The 20,008-nt window shown below is 58.1% G+C and carries 17 protein-coding genes and 5 pseudogenes; 16 read left to right on the top strand and 6 right to left on the bottom strand.

Annotated elements, in window-relative coordinates; all coding sequences use genetic code 11:
• On the top strand, positions 1–186 hold a 186-nt coding region (locus E5W87_RS21190), incomplete at its 5' end, for a hypothetical protein (protein ID WP_292401761.1).
• A gap of 596 nt (positions 187–782) precedes the next feature.
• Here the strand turns inward: E5W87_RS21190 and pyrE are convergent.
• Together pyrE and E5W87_RS21180 are read right to left on the bottom strand one after the other, a co-directional pair.
• Entirely contained in the window at positions 783–1,379 is a 597-nt protein-coding gene (pyrE, locus tag E5W87_RS21185) for an orotate phosphoribosyltransferase (RefSeq protein ID WP_029356507.1), read from the bottom strand.
• Positions 1,380–2,288: 909 nt separating this feature from the next.
• Positions 2,289–3,074, bottom strand: coding sequence for an acetoacetate decarboxylase (locus E5W87_RS21180; RefSeq protein WP_292226618.1), 786 nt, complete (start codon positions 3,072–3,074; stop codon positions 2,289–2,291).
• 921 nt (positions 3,075–3,995) lie between these two features.
• Here E5W87_RS21180 and E5W87_RS21175 point away from each other — a divergent pair.
• The 7 genes from E5W87_RS21175 to E5W87_RS21145 all read left to right on the top strand — a co-directional run bounded on the left by E5W87_RS21175 (position 3,996) and on the right by E5W87_RS21145 (position 8,829).
• Complete coding sequence (locus E5W87_RS21175; RefSeq protein ID WP_236392208.1) at positions 3,996–4,217, top strand: hypothetical protein; 222 nt, start codon at positions 3,996–3,998, stop codon at positions 4,215–4,217.
• A 451-nt stretch (positions 4,218–4,668) separates the two neighbouring features.
• Positions 4,669–5,826 carry a TlpA disulfide reductase family protein gene (locus E5W87_RS21170; RefSeq protein ID WP_292401757.1) on the top strand — a complete coding sequence of 386 codons (1,158 nt, stop codon included), beginning with the start codon at positions 4,669–4,671 and terminating at the stop codon, positions 5,824–5,826.
• Between the two features lie 329 nt (positions 5,827–6,155).
• Positions 6,156–6,599, top strand: a complete 444-nt coding sequence (locus E5W87_RS21165) for a DUF269 domain-containing protein (protein ID WP_292401754.1) — start codon at positions 6,156–6,158, stop codon at positions 6,597–6,599.
• Between the two features lie 45 nt (positions 6,600–6,644).
• Complete coding sequence (locus E5W87_RS21160; protein ID WP_128243740.1) at positions 6,645–6,848, top strand: CCE_0567 family metalloprotein; 204 nt, start codon at positions 6,645–6,647, stop codon at positions 6,846–6,848.
• Positions 6,845–7,162, top strand: coding sequence for a ferredoxin III, nif-specific (gene fdxB / locus E5W87_RS21155; protein WP_292401752.1), 318 nt, complete (start codon positions 6,845–6,847; stop codon positions 7,160–7,162). Before E5W87_RS21160 ends, fdxB begins: the two co-directional genes overlap by 4 nt.
• A 126-nt stretch (positions 7,163–7,288) precedes the next feature.
• Positions 7,289–7,510, top strand: a complete 222-nt coding sequence (locus E5W87_RS21150) for an exopolysaccharide production repressor protein (protein WP_292401764.1) — start codon at positions 7,289–7,291, stop codon at positions 7,508–7,510.
• A 305-nt stretch (positions 7,511–7,815) separates the two neighbouring features.
• Positions 7,816–8,829, top strand: a complete 1,014-nt coding sequence (locus E5W87_RS21145; protein WP_292401749.1) for a 1-aminocyclopropane-1-carboxylate deaminase — start codon at positions 7,816–7,818, stop codon at positions 8,827–8,829.
• Between the two features lie 728 nt (positions 8,830–9,557).
• Here E5W87_RS21145 and E5W87_RS21140 read toward each other — a convergent pair.
• Entirely contained in the window at positions 9,558–11,360 is a 1,803-nt protein-coding gene (locus E5W87_RS21140; RefSeq protein ID WP_292401746.1) for an ABC transporter ATP-binding protein, read from the bottom strand.
• Between the two features lie 46 nt (positions 11,361–11,406).
• Between E5W87_RS21140 and E5W87_RS21135 the strand changes: the two genes are divergently transcribed.
• Both E5W87_RS21135 and E5W87_RS21130 read left to right on the top strand, forming a co-directional pair.
• Positions 11,407–11,691, top strand: coding sequence for a hypothetical protein (locus E5W87_RS21135; protein ID WP_292401744.1), 285 nt, complete (start codon positions 11,407–11,409; stop codon positions 11,689–11,691).
• A gap of 368 nt (positions 11,692–12,059) precedes the next feature.
• On the top strand, positions 12,060–12,809 hold the full coding sequence (locus E5W87_RS21130; protein ID WP_292401741.1) for a LuxR family transcriptional regulator: 750 nt from the start codon (positions 12,060–12,062) through the stop codon (positions 12,807–12,809).
• A 16-nt stretch (positions 12,810–12,825) separates the two neighbouring features.
• Here E5W87_RS21130 and E5W87_RS21125 read toward each other — a convergent pair.
• Positions 12,826–13,020, bottom strand: a pseudogene (locus E5W87_RS21125) (transposase); the annotation flags it as partial.
• A 306-nt stretch (positions 13,021–13,326) separates the two neighbouring features.
• Between E5W87_RS21125 and E5W87_RS21120 the strand changes: the two are divergent.
• The 4 genes and pseudogenes from E5W87_RS21120 to E5W87_RS21105 form a co-directional block, all read left to right on the top strand.
• Positions 13,327–13,430: pseudogene (locus tag E5W87_RS21120) on the top strand (aminocyclopropane-1-carboxylate deaminase/D-cysteine desulfhydrase family protein); the annotation flags it as partial.
• Between the two features lie 351 nt (positions 13,431–13,781).
• On the top strand, positions 13,782–14,498 hold the full coding sequence (locus tag E5W87_RS21115) for an SPASM domain-containing protein (RefSeq protein ID WP_292401738.1): 717 nt from the start codon (positions 13,782–13,784) through the stop codon (positions 14,496–14,498).
• Between the two features lie 1,058 nt (positions 14,499–15,556).
• Entirely contained in the window at positions 15,557–16,813 is a 1,257-nt protein-coding gene (ectB, locus tag E5W87_RS21110; RefSeq protein WP_292401736.1) for a diaminobutyrate--2-oxoglutarate transaminase, read from the top strand.
• On the top strand, positions 16,806–17,645 hold the full coding sequence (locus E5W87_RS21105) for a hypothetical protein (RefSeq protein ID WP_292401734.1): 840 nt from the start codon (positions 16,806–16,808) through the stop codon (positions 17,643–17,645). The genes ectB and E5W87_RS21105 overlap by 8 nt, the downstream gene beginning before the upstream one ends.
• 555 nt (positions 17,646–18,200) lie before the next feature.
• Here E5W87_RS21105 and E5W87_RS21100 read toward each other — a convergent pair.
• A pseudogene (locus E5W87_RS21100) lies at positions 18,201–18,511 on the bottom strand (transposase); the annotation flags it as partial.
• A 96-nt stretch (positions 18,512–18,607) separates the two neighbouring features.
• Between E5W87_RS21100 and E5W87_RS36130 the strand changes: the two are divergent.
• Both E5W87_RS36130 and E5W87_RS36125 read left to right on the top strand, forming a co-directional pair.
• Positions 18,608–18,831 (top strand): annotated as a pseudogene (locus E5W87_RS36130) (transposase); the annotation flags it as partial.
• The gene (locus E5W87_RS36125; protein WP_367118851.1) at positions 18,829–19,062 is read left to right on the top strand and encodes a transposase domain-containing protein; all 234 of its coding nucleotides are present in this window, start codon (positions 18,829–18,831) and stop codon (positions 19,060–19,062) included. The pseudogene E5W87_RS36130 and the gene E5W87_RS36125, both read left to right, overlap by 3 nt.
• 593 nt (positions 19,063–19,655) lie before the next feature.
• Here E5W87_RS36125 and E5W87_RS21090 read toward each other — a convergent pair.
• Positions 19,656–20,008, bottom strand: a pseudogene (locus tag E5W87_RS21090) (hypothetical protein); the annotation flags it as partial.

Genomic DNA, 20,008 nt, shown 5'->3' with positions numbered 1-20,008 from the left:
CCCGCTCAGCGCTATCGAGGGGGCGCTCGCGCGGCTTCGCTGACCGCCGCGCTACAGCGTAAGGACGCGACCCCAGTGAAGGCATACTCCAGTGTCGCCAATTCCGTTTCGTTGGCCCGCCGCAAGCCGGTCTTCCAACCAAAGGCCGAACTCGCGAATTCGCCAGCCAACTCCACCAACGATTGACTAAATCCGCTACCCAGGGCGGTTCGCTCGGGCTCGCTTGCTTGAGCACGGCACAGACGGGATCGCGAGCATGATGCCGCGGAATGGGAACGCACCATGCTTGGGCACGAGGGCCCGTGCCAACGCGCATCGCGCCAATCGGCGTCGTCACGTCCGAGATTCAGCACCGGCTGCTCGGCGCTTTTACGCTCGCATCATGGGCCGGCATGCCGCTGGCGATCCATGACGCGATGCCGCCGAGGCTGCTAGTTCATGGAAAGCGATAAGCACTAGATTAATGGGCAACCTCGTCGGGACCGAAAAGGGCGCTAAACCGGCTGGCTAGATCGATCCAGGGTGCCGCGTCTCCGCGCTCTGAAGCTATTCGAACGACCGTCGCCAGATAATCGGTAAAAGCCTTCAGTCTGATGGCGCCTTGCTCAGAAAGGTGGTCAATGGCGTCAAGCGGCTGGTGAACGGCAGCCAGCATATGTTGCACCAAAAGCAGTGAGGATGGGCAAGGGCAGTCGCTCTTACTCGCGAGGCGCCTGCACTCGCTGCAAGGCGGCGGAATGTCCTCTAAGGCTAGGTCGCCGGAAAGCCGTTGTATGAGATTGTCAGTGGCGTTCCACAAATTCGCTCGCATGCAGAACGGAATGCAGCGTGACCCCATGTTGGGCTAGCAGCGCCGTAGCTCCCTCGTCGCGGTCCACGAGGCAAGCAGCGTCACCTACAATGCCCCCGGCGCGGCGAACCTCTTCAATCGCCTTCAATATCGACTTGCCGCTTGTGGCAACGTCGTCAACGATCAGGACGACTTTTCCCTCGAGATCTTCTTTGGGCCCAAGACCTTCAATCACGTCCCTTGTGCCATGAGGCTTTGGAGTCTTGCGAACGAAGATCGTGTTTATGGGTTTGTTCATCGCCGAGCTGACAGCTGCCATCGATCCGATTACGGGGACCGCTCCCATTTCAAGGCCGCCGACGTACTCTGCTTTCACTTGCTCAGCGATTTTTAGGAACTCAAGAGCGGCAAGTTGCGCGCCTCGCGCCATCATCATGGTAGGCTTCATATTGAAATAGATGTCGCTCTCTATGCCCGACGAGAGCGTGTAGCGTCCGGATCGAAAAGAGCGCTCACGGACGATTTCGCGGAGTTCGTCCTTGTCGTGTTGGCTGGAATCAACTGGTCTGAATTTTGCCAGTGCCGCCATAGATCAGACCTCGCCCTAGGGAAAAAATTGGGTGCGGCATGCACCTAGTGATTACCGCTATGTGGCTTATGCAAGTGTTCGCGGGGTGTGTCAATTAATGTCAATACCGGTGCGACCGTTTCGCGCAGATTTTTCTATTATCGTTATTGGGTGCCTAACGCGTGATCACGGGTTTCCCTACGGCTGGGTAGCGTTGGCTAGCCGCCCTTGCCCGATCTCGGCAGGCACGGCTTTTCTCGATGCGGGCCGTCTCTTTGAGGATTTTGGGCGTTTCATCCTCGTCCCCTCGAGTTCCGCCTCGCTCGGCCCCGTTTGCGCCAGCTTCTTAAGCTCGAGCCGCCGAGAATTTTTGTCATCAGCACCGCGGCGCAACATTTCGGCTCGCTTCATCTGACGACGGTAGAAAGCAAAGTTCAAGGTAGGTCGTAGTCCACCTCCCCTGCCGGCCGAGTCTTTACGGCGATATCGGCGACAGGGGCGAGCGTCTGCCTCTGAGGCAGACGCCGAACAGCAGGCCGAGCCTTACACTGATTTTGGTGACATTGAGTTCGCCGACACCCCTGAGATGGAGCCTATCACGGGCGGGAAGCGCCTTGTGGCAGAACTCGACAAGCGGCGCTACGTTCTGGACGCCGGCGTTGCTGACAGGACATCGAGGCGCCCGAAGGTTTCGATTGCCTGCATCAGCCGCGTTCCACCTGCCTCTCACCCTGGCAACCATTTTTCGTCAATCGATCGATCCCGGACGCCGTTGTTGCACTTCGCTGTGATCAAGATCCGCGGACCACTCTTGCTCCCTCGCGGGCGAACCGCGCTTTCCTTGCCGACCCCGCTCGCGGCTTCGGCGATCACCGCCACCTTGTCGATAAGCCGGCCACCGGCTCCCCGTCGCGCTGGTTCAATAAGATATCATTGTGAAAGTTCATGGTTTCTTCCTTGCCGATGGCGAGGCTCGGCTTCCGCGAGATAGTCGTGGACGACCTTCCCGAGCGCGAGCGTGAGATCGGCGACGAGGTGTACGGCCGAGACTACTTCCAGCACCGGCAGTTCGGCGACGGGGGCAAGCGCATGCGACCAGAGGTTCAGGGCTGCCGGGCCGGTCCAGGCGCCTCTCAGATCGATGTCCTCCAGGCGGTATTCCACGAGTTCGCAGATGCGCGGCGTGCCGTCGACATGCGGGATGATTTTGAGGAGGAAGTTCGGGTCGGCGAGCGAGGCCTTAACGCTCGCAAGGTCCGCGGCCCGGTGCTTGTAGCCCATCGTACCCGTCGCGACGCGGACCGGGCCGTAGTCCAGCGTGCCAACAAGCGTGTCCGTCTCTGTTCGGAGCGTTGGGCTGGCGAGCTTCTTGGGAAAGCCCCACAACTCGCGTCCGCCCGCTGTCGGCGGATGGTCGTCGAGAAACATGCAGTGGGTGTAGCTCCCCCTGCGGCCGCAGAAGGAGACAGGGATGACCTGTCCGCTTTCCGTGTAGTCGCCGAAGCCCGTCGAGTCCGGCATGCGAATGAACTCGAATTTGACCAGAGGTTCGCACACCTGAAGCGGCTCCGGCACAAGGTCGCGCAGTTTTTGCGGATCGGTGCGATATGTGATGATCAGATACTCCCGGTTGCTGAAGCGATATGGGCCGGCCGGGTAGGCCGGGCTGGTCAGGGGCATGGCGAAAGCTCTCCCACGGACGGTATCTTGGTGCATGTTTGAAATTCCTTTGTGCTGGCTCAAGTGGGCTTAGATAGGTCTCGACGATGGCGGCGAGGCTCTCCAGGTCCTTCGTTAGCCTGGATGCATGGCGTGATCGCGCGTAGCCATTTTGCGCTGGGCAATTGCCTTGGGGCGCACTCATTGTATGGTCGCGGACGCGGTTCCATGGGTCCGGTTGTGGTCGAGAGGCAAGATTCGACGTAAAGTGATTTTGTTCCTCATTTGAAGGCGCTGCTTCCCGTCTGCTCTCGTGGTAGGAGGAAGTGGAGTGGCGGCCAGCTCCGATTTCGCCTCATGGCGGGGTTTGCGGATCAACGCGCACGCGCCATGCCAAATGAGAAATCGTTCGAGGCAAAGCGATAGATCTTGCTCAGCTAGTTACGCATCCGACGTTGTCGGACATCGGATAGCGCCGAACGGGACCGCTTGCGGATTGGGAGGACGTCTCGTTCTTTTGCGCAAGAGGACCTCCGCCCCTCAGGCAAATAGCTCCGACCGGGGCGCTATGCTTCACCACCGTCGGCCCGGGAAGTAACGCTCTTTATGCCGAGGTGTTCTCCCACTGGACGCCGCGCATTCGCCATCATGTGAAAGAGTTCTACCTGCTCGACGACCAGAAATTCTCGACCAGCCGGGGCCATGCGGCTAGGGCAAGGAGGCTCTGGGCCCAAAGGCAGGTTGACGTCGTGCGTACGCATTCGGCGCTGGTACGCCCGCAAGGTGAGCTGGACGCGCTCCGCCGGGGGAACGAGACCTTTCAAGGGATCTTGCGATATCCGTCCTGTTACCCTCGCCGTCTTTACCGGTGTGGTTCGAGGCGCTAGTCAGCGTGACGCGCCTTGCATAGTGCCCGATCACCCGACAACGCCTGTGATCCATCGCGAGGAAATACAGCGGACCTCATTTGCTGGCAGAATGCCTATCCGACCCAAGTACCTTCTAATGGCGGCTGGCTATCCTGCGGCGCAGATTACTGCAGTCGCGCTCGAACGTGGGCAGGTAGCGTCGCTGGACGCCTGGCTGCAGAAGTGGAGGCAGCGAAGGGCATCCGATACATTGGTGCAGCATTACGTGCTGTCGGGGCTCAACGCCGCGCTGATTGAGCCCAATGCCGCCGACTTGCCAGCCGCGTGGTGATTTATGTCCACGAGGCAAGGATCCACACGCGGCGATGGCGGCACGAGGACCAAGCCGCCCCGCACTTTCGACCCGGCGCCAAATTGCCACTGCTCGAGGACGCCGAGGCCAGTCTAATGACAGGCGAGCCATCCAAGCTCTCACCTGTCCTAAAGCGGCTGGCTCAAGAGGGCGAAACCCGACAGCGGCAGAAGACATGTCAGGTTCACGACAATCGGCCGTGTTTGGGCTCGTGGAGAATTTTCAAAGCATTCCCCGCCGCTTACCGGAGCTGAGAGGGGTTGGCACGCCCATTGCTGCTTGATGGGCGGCAACACTGTGAGAGGGCTGAATCGCATGCAAACGCGCAAGACGAGCGATGGCCTCCTGATCCGTGTGTTGCGATTCTGACAGAGAAACCAACTACGCATAAAAGCCACGAAAGGTGTGGGTAGCTTTGGATAAGAACATCATGGAACTGCGTATGGGATCCCCGGCTCCTCCGATCAAAGTGGAGAACTGGCTGCGTGGCGAGCCCGTCACGAACTTTAAGCCCGGCAAGGTCTACCTCGTTGAATTTTGGGCGACTTGGTGCGGACCATGTGTGACGGCCATGCCGCATTTGGTTGAACTGCAGGAGAAACATGCAGACAGCGGATTTGAGATTATCGGAGTCGCAGCTGGCGAACGGGCTGCAACCGCGGACGAGGCACGTACTAAGGTGGATGCCTGGCTGACCGAGAAGTTCTCGAATCTGAATTATCGTATCGCGTTCGATTACACTGGCGAAATGAACGAGCTCTGGATGGATCCCAGCTCTTCGATCGGGATTCCCACCTCGTTCGTGGTCGACCGCGACGGCCACATCGCTTTTATCGGCCACCCGGCGGAACTCGATGACGTTTTGCCGAAAGTCCTTAACGGCAGCTGGCGCAGCAGCTATGAAGCGAAAGCCGCCGATGCAAAGCGCATCGCGCATAACCAACTTGCAGCGCGCGAAATGTCGCTTACCCGGCCGATATACGCCAAACTTGAGCCGGCGATGCAGGCCGAGGATTGGACGGCGGCGCTCTTGGCCATCGAAGAAGGCCTCGCCTTGATGCCAGACTCTTGTGAGTTCCGGCAGATTCATGCGGATCTTCTGCTTCACAAGCTGCGCGACATCAAAACCGGCTTGCCGCTTATGCGCCAATTGGTCGAGGACGCGATCGACAAAAAGTTCGAAGCGGTGTCTTGGATGGTCATGGCGCTGAACCAACTCTTCGATCCCACGATCGACAACTCCCATCTTCCGCATGATAATCGCTTTGCGATGGGCAACGAGCTCTCAGAACAGATCCTGGAACTTAATCCTCCGCAAGGCGACGGGCCCCTTAAATTCCATTGGTACATCCCGGTCGCTCAGTATTATTACGAGAGCGGCCACAAGGATCGCGCGGTCGAGTTGATCGAGGTGGCAATCAAATCGCTGGACCACCAGGAGCCAATGCCGGACCACACCAAACAGCACTACCTCACCCCGTTGCTCCAAGCCCTGGCCAACTACACGGGTGAGCCCGCCTGTCATGCAGATATCTGTGTGGCTCCGCAAAATAAGGCTTTCGAAACTCAAAACGCAGTCACTTCCTGAGCAAAGATCGCGAAGGGATGACAATTGGAATTCAACACTGGCCAATCCGCCCATCGTGGCTCGCTTCGCAGCAAGTATGTCGATGCAGCAAGGGGGGGCGGCTTGCGGCAGGTTGGATTTCAATTGCGTTGACCACCGGTCGGATCGCGGCGCAGACGATGTGCGCCGCAAATTCGCGCCGTAGGTCTCGCACTCGTGGACATGTCGAGGTCGGCCACGGGGCACTCTTGGGTGGGGTTGGGCCGCCCAAGCCATTCGTCGGCCACGCAAGTGGGCCCGGAGTGGGCATCGCAGGAAAAGGAAATCGTCCCTCGAAGACGAAGACTGAAATGAGGAACAACGAAATGCCTCATGCACCGGTTGGCCCTGTTGTCAACAAGGACGAAGAAGCCCTTGCTCGCCCGTTCGTCAAATGCCTTCTGCGGCTGATCCGTACTCAGGATTCCTTCGGCTTATGGGAAGGCAATTCGGACGCCGAGCTGCTGGCCGAATTCATCATCACCAAGGAACAGCAATGTGCGACCCCTCTCATCGGCCATCCTGATTCGGACGCGCTGTGGAGGCTCGACATGTTTTACACCGCCGTGGCGCTTGCGATTGAGGAGCGCTCCGGCGTGTCGACGTCGCCAATAATTGGAATGAAACCCCTGGGGGCTTCCGGCGGTTGGTCGTTCTATCGAGACGTCCACCGGTTCGGCTTCGAGACTTTCCGCAAACTGGCTGAGGCCGGTACGAAACTGGTCGACGATGCGACTGCAGCCATTGAAGCCTAGCCCGAGATGGCGCGCATCAAGAAACCATTGTTCCAGGAAGGATCTATGTCAGACCTAGATAAGATGAGGAAGAAAGTCCGAAAGCTCCAGTTGCGTGCAGCTATTGCCAAGATGGCATTGCAGGACCTTGTCGAGGGTCTGCCGAAAAAGTGGGCCGACATACAGGAAGTCGCCGAGAAAACCCACGCCGTTTATGCCGAGTTGGATGCTGCCAAGAGAGAACTCGCTTCAATGAAGAATTTAGGATGATGCGCACATTCACCACCCGTGACGGCTCCATTTGGATGCCGTTGTACCTGACCTTCATCGATAGCAAGACCTGCATTGGCTGCGGCCGTTGTTTCAAGGTCTGCTCGCGCGATGTGATGCATCTTCACGGCATCGATGACGCGGGTGAAATCCTCGGCCCCTGCGATGACGAGGACGACGATTTCGACGGCGAGCTCAATCGCATGATCATGGTTGTTGACAATGCCGGCCGGTGCATCGGCTGCGGAGCCTGCGCCCGCGTCTGCCCCAAGAACTGCCAGACCCATGTTGCGGCCGACGAGCTCGCAGCATGATCAGGCCGAAAAACCAGGAGAACGGCGTTGCACTTCACATGCTTTTGTCGGCTCCTGGGGCTGGTCCTGTGCAGCAATGCTTTGATTGTTTACGTCGCTTTGGATTCGCTCCGTCTGGCAGTCGTCATGACGCTGGCCTGTTCGCTGCTGCTTCAGGCCTGCTATTTCGGCAGCGTGCTCTTTCTGATCTGGCAGTCTAGCCGCGCTCGTGGAACTCGCCTCAGCCGCCAGCATGTCGATGGTTCCAGGAAAGCTTGGTACCAGTCGTCTGACTCTGATCAGTTGCGGAATGAAATTTTCAGCTGTGTCCCGGCTTGGTCGAATGCCCAGCATGCGCTGCTGCTTTGATGCGCGGATGACAGGATCAGTGCTCAGACCCACACCAATTTTGGTCACCCTCTGATGACTGAGCTGATCGTATAGGGAATCTGTGTTTGTCCTTAGGCCGGGAGATGCGGGTGGTTGGTCGATTAGGCACATAAGAGTCATCGCAGCACGCCGGATGCGGTCTGCTTGTCGCAATGACAAACTCGGTGCTGTAATAACGATGAACGTCTTCTTCACCCGCTTCGAAAGACGGGTGGCTTTGATCACACACACCCTTGGGCTGACCGGTGCGTAGCCGGTTCAGGTACTTTTTTGCTGGAGAAAGCATGCTGGAAAAATTCGAACGTTATCCGCTCACCTTTGGGCCCACGCCGATCGAGAGGCTCGACCGCCTCGGCAAGCATCTGGGCGAGAAGGTGGAAATCTACGCCAAACGCGAGGACTGCAACTCCGGTCTCGCGTTCGGCGGAAACAAGCTGCGCAAGCTCGAATACATTGTGCCCGACGCGATCGCGTCAGATGCCGATACGCTCGTCACAATCGGTGGCGTGCAGTCCAACCATACGCGCATGGTCGCTGCGGTCGCCGCCAAGATCGGCATGAAATGCCTCCTGGTCCAGGAGAGCTGGGTCCCACATGATGATGCCGTCTACGACCGGGTCGGCAATATCCTCTTGAGCCGCATCATGGGGGCAGAGGTGCGCCTGGTTGACGAGGGCTTTGACATCGGCATCCGCCGCAGCTGGGAAAAGGCACTTTATGAGGTCAAGGCAAGGGGCGGCAGGCCCTATGCGATACCGGCCGGCGCCTCTGTCCACAAATACGGCGGCCTGGGCTATGTGGGGTTCGCTGAGGAGGTGCGCGCCCAGGAAAAGCAGCTTGGGTTTGCCTTCGACTATATCGTCGTCTGTACGGTGACTGGTTCAACCCACGGCGGCATGCTCGTCGGGTTCGCCAAGGACGGTCGACAGCGCAACGTGATTGGTATCGATGCCTCCGCCATGCCCGCCAAGACCAAGGCGCAGGTGCTTGGCATCGCCCAAAATACAGCGAAGCTCGTCCACCTCGGAACGGAAATTGTCGAGGCAGACGTGGTGTTGCTCAAGGACTACGCGTACCCGGGTTATGGCGTTCCATCGGAGGAAACCAAAGAGGCAATCCGTCTGTGCGCGCGGCTCGAGGGCATGATTACCGATCCCGTTTACGAGGGCAAATCGATGCAAGGGATGATCGACCTCGTCCAGAGGGGCTTCTTTCCAGAGGGATCGAGGGTCCTCTACGCACATCTAGGCGGCGCGCCGGCGATCAACGGGTACGGCTACACGTTTCGCAACGGCTGACATTCCGCAGACTACGATTCCCCGTCCTGCCGTACCGGACGTGCATAACACCGTTCAGCGCTGGGCCGGAAAGGCCGAGGTCAATTTCGCGGACGTCGATACATCTGTAGAACTGTTCATTCGCTCCGCAGAGGGCCGGCGAATCCAATCTCGTCCTAGGCCGTTGGCCGTAATCGAAAGACACGAGGCCGGCGAGTTCGTGCTCAGCTGCCACTCTGTTAGCAAGGGAACGGAATCCAATCCGCCGGAGCAGATGGCGAGAGTTGAGCGAAGACTGCGGTCGGAGCTCCTGCGCTTCCGGGTCTGCGAGGGACGCCTTTGCGAACCGAAGGGAGTTTGATGCGTTGACGTGCTGGCGTGCGGCAGGTTGGGCCAGCGACAGGGCTCCCAGCCGGCCGGGAAGCACCGCCCTCTTCAATGTGCGTTGACTTCGCTTTCTTTGGCGAAATGCGGGTAACGGCGAGGGGCGCACACTTCCCGGACCCAAATGACCGCCGACATTGCCGCCCTTTTGGTGCGTTCGCCGTGAGGCGCGACAATTCGGTGCCGGCGTGTAACTGCGCGCATTGGCCGAAGCTTAGACGTGGTGCATTTCCGCCCGCCCGCTCGGCGGACAGTTCCGGCCGTGGTGGTTTTGCCGGCCGTAACGCCCCCCGCTCGTCGGTAAGGCCTCACTGCCACACGCCTCTCCGGCAACGGCTCGGCGCATCGCGCAACCCGGTTGGCGATCAGGCAAGGCCTTTCGTTAGTTCCAATGCCTGCCGTTCATATAGGCGGCGGTAAATGCCACCATCGATACCGACCAGCGCCGCATGATCGCCGTCCTCGACAATGCGGCCGCGGTCGAAGACGAGCAGACGATCGAGCGCGCGGACCGTCGACAGCCGGTGTGCGATGACAAGCGTGGTCCGACCAACCATCAGCCGATCTATCGCTTCTTGAATGAGCACCTCGGATTCCGAATCGAGGCTTGACGTCGCCTCGTCTAGGATGAGGATCGGCGCGTTTGCCAGGAAGGCGCGCGCGATCGCCACCCGCTGGCGTTCGCCGCCTGAGAGCTTCAAACCCCTTTCGCCGACCAAGGTCCGATAGCCCTTCGGCAGAGGCGCGATGAAGTCGTGCGCACTGGCCAGCCGTGCCGCTTGCTCGATCTCGGCCTGGCTCGCGCCAGGCCGGCCATAGGCGATATTCTCGGCAAGTGACCTGTGAAACAGGATCGGCTCCTGCTGCACGATCGCGATCTGCGAACGAAGCGACTCTTGGGTCACCTCGGAGACGTCCTGGCCGTCTATCAGTATCCGGCCGCCGCTCAGGTCGTAGAGTCTCTGGATGAGCTTCACGAATGTTGTCTTGCCGGAACCGGAGGGTCCAACCAACCCAACCCTTTCGCCAGCTTCAATCGACAGCGAACATTCGCTATAGAGCGGCAGGGGATGGTTGGCGTAGCGGAAGTGGACTTTCTGGAAATCGATGTGGCCCGCCGTGATCCGGATCGGCTTGGCCTCTGGACGATCCGCAACATCCAGCTGCTGATTGTGGATGGCTACCAGTTCTTCCATCTCATTAACCGAGCGCTGCACGTTGCGTACATGCATGCCAGCATCACGCAGATAGCCCTGTAAGACGACGAAGGAGGTGAGAACATAGGCAATCTCGCCCGGCGTTGCCTGTCCATGCGACCACAGAAGCAAGGCATATCCGATCACCGCTACCCTGAGCGCAACCAAAGTGACGCCTTGGGTTGAGCCGATGATCGTTACCCGCACCCAACTCCTGCGCGTGCGGTGCCGCCATTTGGTCATGATATTTGCAAGGCGCGCGTCTTCGCGGACCTCGGCGCCGAAGCCTTTGACCACAGCGTTGCAACTGACCGCGTCCGCAAGCGCGCCGCCGAGCTTTGTGTCCCATTGGTTGGCAAGGCTCGCGGCCGGCGCGACATAGCTGAGCGACAGCGAAATCGAAAACGCAAGATAGATCAGAGAGCCGCAAGCAAAGATCAGCCCCATGACCAGCCAGTGCCAGCCGAGCAGCGCCGTCGAACCTACCAAGATGATAAAGGACGGGAACAGCGCGACCAATATTGTGCTGTTTAGGGGGTCGAGCGCCCCCATGCCGCGCGTTATCTTGCGCACTGTCGAGCCGGCGAAGCTGTTCGCATGCCAGTCTGTCGAAAAGCGCTGGACATGATAGAACGCTTCGTTCGCGACATCGGACATCATCTTCAGCAAAAGGTCGTTCAGACCAATGAAGGCGATGTGGCGCATGGCAATGGCAGCGAGCGCAAGCGCAATCGGTACAGAGAAGGCTGCAAGGGCCGAATGCCAGGCTGGTGCTGCCACAGCAGCGCCACCTGCAACAGCATCGATGAGACGACCTGAATAGACCGGCATCAGCACGTCAGCCAGCGTGGAGGCAAGCATCGCAGCCATGATGATCGCGAGCCGCACCGGCTGCCGGCTCCAGTGGCGGACAGTGAAGGCGAGTACGTCGCGACCAGTGGCGCCGCGTCCATGGACGGGGAAACGTTTCATGGTTTCCAAGCGGGCGCATCAACACGCTCGGTCCCAAAGAAGTTAAATGACAAAACTGGAATTTTCGACCTCCCCCACAACAGCATCAATTTTGGCGGGCAGCTCCTGCCGCCTCACGACGGTGAGTTCAAAAGCCGTGCCAACTGAGCGGGAACAGCCGAAGGACAAATTCAGCAGGTTACCGAGCCTGGAGAAAGTCAGCCGCGATCCAGTCGAATACGATTGCTATGGCCTCCCCAACTCGGGGGAAATTGGAAAAGAATGGCCGATGTATCGATTGAATGTTGAACTTGTTCTTTCTCTGCCCAATAAGCGGAGCGTGTGCCGGTAATCACGTGGTGCAACACGTTGCCTCGATCAAATAAGTACAATTGCAACGCAGCTTTCTCACGTGCTCGGGGCTTAGGTGCTGATTTCAAAAACGCGCCGCGAATACTTTCCTGCCCATGTTCCGTCAATCGAATGCTCGACTGTCGGATTGTGCGCTCCCCGACACAGTGCTGTTCGGTTCGCCTCCTGGGTACCTTGCTCCAGTCGGTTTACAACCTGAAGAAAGCTCCGCTCGCAAGGTGGCACGACTCTTGAGGGTACGTCTTTAGGTGGCGGAAGAAACTCCGGCTGTCGATTCCCGCGCACTACGCATGTTGCGATGCTGGGCTGGAGCTGTGCACCAATGAGAAAGCAACTGAAGGAGAGATCGTGGAACTCCCGCGGATTGAGCTCGAGTTAGGTCTATTCCTCGACATGACTGATGATATCGCTCAATCCGAACAGTTGTTCGAACTGTTGTCCGCGTTTGCGCTGAAGTTCGATTGCCCGTGGATTGCCTATGGCCCGCTCGCATCAAAACAGAGGGTTTTCAAGCCGAACCGACAGGATTCTGTGGTGATGTGGAATTATCCTGCTGAATGGCAGGAGCGCTACTCGAGAATGGGCTATGCCAAAATAGACCCACTCATCAAGAAAGGTCGAAAGGAGGCAGGGGCCTTTCGATGGAGCGAGGTGTATACCGATGAAAGCATAACTGAAGATGGACGCCGCGTTCTGGACGAAGCAGCAACATTCGGCTTGAGGTCAGGCGTTACCGTCCCATTACATGGCCCTGCTGACAGCTTTAGGTTTATGAGTTTTGCTCAATCCTCGGACTGCGAATTGCAAAATAGAGCGATCACCTACCTGCAAATGGCCGCGCTACGGTTTCATCTGAGGGTTGTGAAGCTCGGCACTCCGACTGAACCGGAGCAAATTTATAAGCTCTCTGCGAGAGAAATAGAGTGCATTGATTGGGTGTCGAAAGGAAAATCGTCATGGGAAATAGGAACTATTTTAGGCAGATCACGAAATACGATAGATTTCCATTTAAAAAATGTAATGCGGAAGTTGGATGCGACCAGCAGAACGGTAGCTGTTGTAAAAGCTTTGAAACTTGGGATTATCGAACCGCCGTAGGTGCGCAGCTAGTTCTCCGCCCGTAGTAGCGCGAGTGATAGCCGAGACGCTCCGGCGTGCGCTCGCTCTTCGAAGCACCCAGCGCCTCGTCCATCTCGGCCTCGAGCACCTCCTGCATCACCGCGCGGATCACCTCGTTCAATCTATCCGGGTTCCAAAGCAGAATGTCTTTGACGGCAGCGCTGGCGGTCTTACTTTCTGTCTTGATCATGGCGGCGTTCCTTCCAGGGAATCGGTGACGTTGAACACCACCCTGTCATGACCGCCCGCTCTCAGCGAATTTGCAGAACTCAGCACGCCATTCCGTCTTAAGCGACTGACGCATGAGTGATGTGTGTCCAAAATCTGACAGCTGTCAGAAAACATGACGGGTTCCAATCAACGGAGCGTCTTGGGCCTGTCGGGCTTTTCGAAGCCTATCACGCAATAACTGCGCGCCAGGCGCACTGGCACGGCCTTTGCTGGTCGAGGTGCGGCAATATAGGGTGAGGGCTGACCCACATGAGAACACGGAACTCGCTCGATGAAAGGGATGATCGACCTCATCCAGAAAGCTTCTTTCCGGCGGGTTCGAGGGTGCTGTGCGCGCATCTCGGCGACGGGCCAGCGATCACCGGTTGAGGCTACATCTCCGGAGCGAGTGATGCCTCGAAAGATGCAATGCTGTCTCTGGTCCGACGCGCTCGAAGTTTGTGAGGAGTCGGCCCGGCAAATCGGCGAACCGGGCGGCTTAGGCTGCCAAAAGGGTAGATGGCCGCGTTGCCTCAGTAGATCAGCAGGCGGTGCCAGAAAGCCAAAGGCACACCATCGTGGCGCTTCGACGTAAGTAGATGGGAGTCGTCACCAGTGATTTTGCCGGAACTTCGCTTAGCAAACACAGCCGGCAGGGTTTTGGAGATAACGACGACCACGGGATGTGTCGTAGGATGTTCATATTGTCCCCAGGACAAGTTCGCGGTCCGGCAAAGAAAAGTGTCTCATGCGAGTCATCTGGGTCTTGAAGATTTCAAGCGGTGTCTAGCCCGCGTACCGGCTTCCGTCGACATTGGTTTTGCGGGATACTCCGAACCTTGGCTCAATCCGGACTGCACCGAAATGGTGGAGCACGCCTTCGCCAAAGGCCATGGCATCAGGATTTTTACGACGCTGGTGGGAATGAACGGGCAGGACCTGCAACGATTGCAAGCCTTGCGCTTGGGCGTATTCGTGGTTCATGTTTTCGATGATGGCACCTACATGAACAGCCGCCTGGTCGGAGACAAGTATCGCGATCTGGTTCGTCAACTCGTCGACGCGGATATCCCCTTGATCCGGTTCGTGGCTTTGGGCGAGCCCCACCCAGATATAGCCGACATTATTCCTACCGAAGCACTGATAAAAGCGCGGCCCATGAGCAGTAGGGGTGGAAGCGTCGACCCTAAGATCGTTGCACCACGCCAGCCAGTGGTCGGAGCCCTAACCTGCGTGGACGAACGACAGTATCGGAATGTTCTTCTTCCAAACGGCGACGTTACCCTGTGCTCCATGGATTTTGAACGGCGTCACGTATTGGGCAACCTTCTATATGAGGGTTACTCCGCTCTGTTTGAAAAGCCAGTTTTTCGCGAAATCGTCGACCGGATGAATGGAGCGGATGGTTTTCTGCTTTGCAGAATGTGTGAATTCGCCGACCCAAACGACCGGACCTGAGTGGATGCCGGCCGAGAGGGCGTACCTGGCAATCCGGATGGCCCCACGGCACATGCACCTGCCGGCGACGCGATCGTGTTTTCACGTTACGCGAGCATGATCCCGTAGGCGCGGCAGTGGGCCTCGACCATTCCGAGACGAGTTCATCGAAAGTGGTCTTCGGCTTCCAACCGAGCTTGTCGGCCTGCCTGCCTTGAGGTAACGCCGATCACAGGTCAACCTCGGTCGGACGGAAACAGCGTTGTCGATCCCGATCAGCGCTTGATTGCTTACTCACGGCCCCCTCGTCAACGCCTTTACCTCCCAGACTATCTCCTTTTCGACTCGCCTGAAGGCAGCAGCCCCAGCTGCGGCCGGGGATGGTTGCCGTCGCGGTAGTGGACGTTCTCGAAACCGATGCGGCCCTTCGCCAGCGCGTCTCTCGGTTGCTTCCGCCTGGCCTACAAACGGGCTTTCCGTCAAGGGCGCCCACGGCGGCCCGCCCTCTTGACCCGGCGGCTCGGGCCAATCATCTCGCGCAAGAGATCGGAATCCGCAGTCTTCTCCAAGAGAGCGCGGCTTTCGCTGTGTCATCGGTCATCAAATAGTTTCTTGAATCAGCTTGGTGTCCGCAGCCCGAGGTTGAACGGCGAATATTGATGGCCGCCGCAAAGCCGCTCGCTCGCTACGGCGCTATTGAGAAGCGCGCTCGCGAGCGGCTTCGCTACCGCCGAGCTACACAACCTCTGGCGACGCGACCCTGCTAATCGTCCTTGGACCCATTCATTGTCCGGAGGCGCTATGGGTAGCGATGGGTGGGTACGTCAACTACCTGATGCCATAGTAGCGGTGCTTTCGCGGAAGCTTTAGAAACCATCCTGTTGCAGCACATTCTCCAAAGGCATCCGAATGGCGGGCAACGCAACCCAACAATATTCGATGAGGATCCCGGCATCACCAGACCAACCAAAGCTTCCTCCGGCATTCTGCTCTCAATGTTAGATGACGAACATCTACCGCAAACCACTAGCCATTAAACAGCTCTCTTCTTTGAACGATCTATGTGCAGAGGACTCAATATGAACACCGACCCTTTCACGGCCCATGAGTCCAACGTTCGTCGCTATGGCCGGTCGTTTCCCGCGGTCTTTGCGAGGGCACTTGGGGCCACCATCTGGAACGAGTCCGGTAACGCATATATCGACTTCCTAGTTGGGTCCGGGGCGCTCAATTACGGGCACAACAATCCGGATATCATGGCGCCGGCGATTGAATATCTCGTCGGTGAGAACATTCTTCTGTCACTTGATATGCATACGGCGGCCAAGCGTGACTTCATTGAAGGGTTCGTCGATTGGATCCTGAAACCCAGAGGTCTTTCGTACAAGATTCAGTTTCCCGGGCCGACCGGCACGAACGCCAACGAAGCGGCGCTGGCGCTGGCGCGAAAATACACCGGCCGCTCGAGCGTCATGGCCTTTACGAATGCGTTCCATGGCATGTCGCTCGGCTCTCTGGCGGTGTCGGGCTCGGCCTCAACCAGGGAACTGGGCGGCGTTGCTCGCCACGATGTGATCCGTGTTCCCTATGACGGCTATCCGAGCCAAGCTTTCGATTCCGCCAGTTACATCGACCACGTTTTGAGCGACCCGGGGAGCGGCATAGAAAAGCCTGCCGCAATTATACTGGAGACCATCCAGGCAGAAGGCGGCATGAACGCCGCGTCCGCGGCTTGGCTCACGGAAATTCAGCGCATTTGCCGCACGCATGGCATTGTTTTTATCGTCGACGACATCCAGGCAGGTGCGGGCCGAACTGGCGACTTCTTCTCATTCGAGTCTGCAAAAATCGAACCGGATATTGTGTGTCTTTCCAAGTCCCTAAGCGGTTCAGGTAGTCCGTTGTCCATCGTTCTGATTCGACCCGACTTGGACATATGGAAGCCGGGAGAGCATAGCGGGACCTTCAGAGGAAACAATTTCGCCTTCGTGACGGCAGGAGCCATGTGCAAGATGTGGTCGGATAGGAAATTTACTGCAGGTGTCGAGCGGACAGCCGTCAGGCTGCAAACGCACCTCGATCGCCTGGTTGCGAAATTTCCAAGGTACATCGAACAGAAGCGCGGCCGCGGTCTGATGGCCGGCCTGAAATGCCGTTCACCGGCAGTTGTCGGCCGCGTGCACGATGTCGCATTCGAAAATGGCCTTCTTATCGAATCCTCGGGGCCAAATCGCGACGTTATCAAAGTCCTCCCGCCGATAACCATCACCGATGCCGAACTCGATCGTGGCATCACCATCCTTGAACACGCACTACAGGAGCAAGACAATGCCTAGTCAGATATCTCAAGTGCCAGCCATCTCGCCGGTTTCGATCAAAGAACGGACCGGGTCGATCAACACGGGGGAGATCATCTCGGTCCTGAAAGGTGAGCTCACCGCTCTGCACATCAAGCAAGCTTTCAGCACCGAAGTAGCCGAGGAGGTCACCACGAACTTTATTGGAAGCTCCGGTCTCAGAGAGCGTAAAGATGGTGTGCCCGGACAATATGTCGGCGCATCTCACTACAGGAAGGATGCAGCCACCTATTTCGCAGACGCCGAAAACGCGCGGCCGTACGTCGATGCCCTTTTTAAGAGTTTGGTTGACCCGGTCCGAGCAGTATTCGGGGCGTTGAAGCGAGAGCTTCACAACCAGGGCATCGAATTGCGGCTGGCGCGTTCCGAACACGGCCAGGCCAACGTCTGTCGCGCCCTCAGTTGGTCGGGCTCAGGCACGTTTTCCTTGGATCCACACGACGATGTCGCTCAAGTCCTACGTGCTGGCGATGATTACGAGCTTTCTTCGGTGGCACACAACACTGTCGCAGCACTCAACTTCTATCCCAGCATGCCTGAGGAAGGCGGCAATCTGAAGCTCTGGAGCCACAAGCCGACGGTTGCGGACCGGATATCGCAAGGTGTGGAGACCACTGGATATCCCTATTCGGCAGCCTATCTGGAGGCCGTCCCTTGCCGCGAGTTCGAGCTCAAAACCGGGGATATCGCCCTAATCGATGGCGGCTTCGTTCACGGGGTTACCGGTCAATCAGGCAACGGAAAGCGTCGCGTGCTGCTGAATTGCTTTTTCGGATTTGCGCGGCCTGATCTTGTTCTCTGGTGGACCTGAAACCAGGAATGTCGCAGCGACTGACCGGATTTAGCCGACAGTTATAATGCGTCAACATCAACGGGCGACCTATTGGCATTCCGCATTGGCTCGCCCGTTGTCGATGGGATCATTTCAGTCGATCGTGAGCACAGATTTCACGGGATCTTGAGCAGCGATTTCAGATGATCGTCAGCAACGACTTCAGACGCTAGCTCGCAGCCTTCTCGAGGGTTGTTGCGTTTTTACCGACATCACAACCGGGCTGCAGATTGCCTCTTTAATGCAACGAGGATGCCGGATGCCAACCCAGAGATTGTCAATGCGCCCGATAATGAAGTTTTACCTTTTAAGGCTTGTCAGGGCCTCACCGAGCGCATCATTGCGCGCATGCTTGGGCTCAGCAATCGGGTTGTGCATGGATATGCGAGCATCGCGTTTGAGGTGAATTCGATACCATGATCGGCGATGATTATTGGCATGGTTGCCGCGGCGACTGAGCAACTGGGTCAGCTCGCGCCACGCGGCCGCCCAGATCGAACTATCGGAGCCCGCGTGCCGGCGTGGTTGTGTGCGTCAAGTTCTGCAAAAATGGGCAGCCATGGTGCTGGTCACGCTCAGATCGTCCATGTTGATGTAGCGGTTGGCCTCCATCCAGGTTTCGTTGGTTTCAACAGCCAACGCCCTGACCAGGCGCAGGCAGCTCTGTGAGTTTGGAAGATGCGCACGACATAGGTCGCCGGCGGATTTCCTCGTTGAGGCGTTCGAGCATGTTGGTGGATTTCAGATGCTTGTGGTGCTGGCGCGGCAGACGGAAAGAAGGTCAGCGTGTATTCGATGGTTTCCTCCACCCACGTCGTCAGTCTCGGGTAGCGGGCCGACCATTTGGAACGCCGCTTCTATGAGCTCGCGCAGTCCGGCCCCGCGCCGATCGCGACGGAGGCGCTCACCCGCATCGCCAACTCTACCACGTTGAGAGCGATATCCCCGGTCGTTACGCCGACGAACGCCGCGCCGTCCGGCAGGAGAGAAGCCGTCCCGTCATCAATGCCCTTGAGCCGTGGCTTAGGCAGCAACTCACCTTATCAACCAGAAGACCAAGCTGGCGGAAGCTATCCGCTACGCGCTCTCGCGCTGGCAAGGTCTGACACGATTCCTCGACAACGGCACGATCGAGATCGACTCCAACGTCGTCGAGCGCGCCATCCGCCCAATTGCGCTGAACCGCAAGAATGCGCTCTTCGCCGGCTCCGACGGCGGCGCCGAGCATTGGGCAACGATCGCTTCGCTGATCGAGACATGCAAGCTCAACGGCGTCGAGCCTCACACCTACCTCGCTGACGTGATCGCCCGGATCGTCGCCGGCCATCCACAAAGCCAGATCGACGATCTGCTGCCTTGGGCCTACAGACCTATGCCGCTCAAGGCCGTGGCCTGAGAACAGCGGTTACGCGGGTTCGAAAGCAGAATGTCTTTCACGGCAGCGCTAGCGGTCTTACTTTCAGTATTGGACATGGTGGCGTTCCTTCGCGGGAATCAGGGTGACGTTGAACATGACCAGCCTGCCATGACCGCCCTCTCTCAGCGAATTTGCAGAACTCTCAGCGCACTACCCGGCGTGAGCCACGGTTGCGCAGGGTTGATCCCGAACGGCTCGCCCTCGCGCCGCAAAGGGTGAGGAGCTTCCCTTAGCCGCGACGACGCCAGCATGCAGCCGCGCGGCTCCGGCTCCGAGGAGTGTCGCGACCGGTAGGGGACCATCTTGCGATCGGCCCCGTCGCGGCCCGCAGAGGCGCGACCGCACTTCTGGACAGTAGGCAAACCTGCATCAGCACCTAACTTCTCCATACCTGCCGGCGAATGGGCGGGGGATGAAGTGCCCGCCCTGGCTACGCCGTGAGATAATCGTCTTCCTTTTTCGGCGTCGGGGCCGACGATCCTCTCAACCCCCTCTTCTGCTCTCGATTGCACCATCGTTCGGCTCACTTCTTACCCGGCGCCACCTGTAATGGTGCAAAGGCGGCAAGATCGTCACCAGTTAGGGGTCGGAAATGGTTTGATCGACCAATGGATCAAGTCGACGGCACGCTGAAGTATCGCCTCGGTCTCAGCACAGTTGGGTGAAGCGGCGATGACATGTCCGATTAAGTCCCGATAATCACCTTTCCTAACGATCGGCGTATTTGCTTCAACATACAACTTTACCTCGTCGACGCCTGGTAAGGCAGCCGCGCGACTGTCACCACGGATCCAATCGAGAATTCCATCGTGACCAGGAATGAGGAATCGCGCGGCAGCAGTTTGCAAATGCCTTCTGTGCAGGTTCCACTCCTCGCCGGTGACAAGCTTGATATGCTCGGCAATGAGATCGATCCCATATGCCA

It is taken from the genome of Mesorhizobium sp. (genome assembly GCF_004962925.1).
Classification (GTDB): Bacteria; Pseudomonadota; Alphaproteobacteria; order Rhizobiales; family Rhizobiaceae; genus Mesorhizobium.
This window is presented reverse-complemented; position numbering and strand designations above follow the sequence as displayed.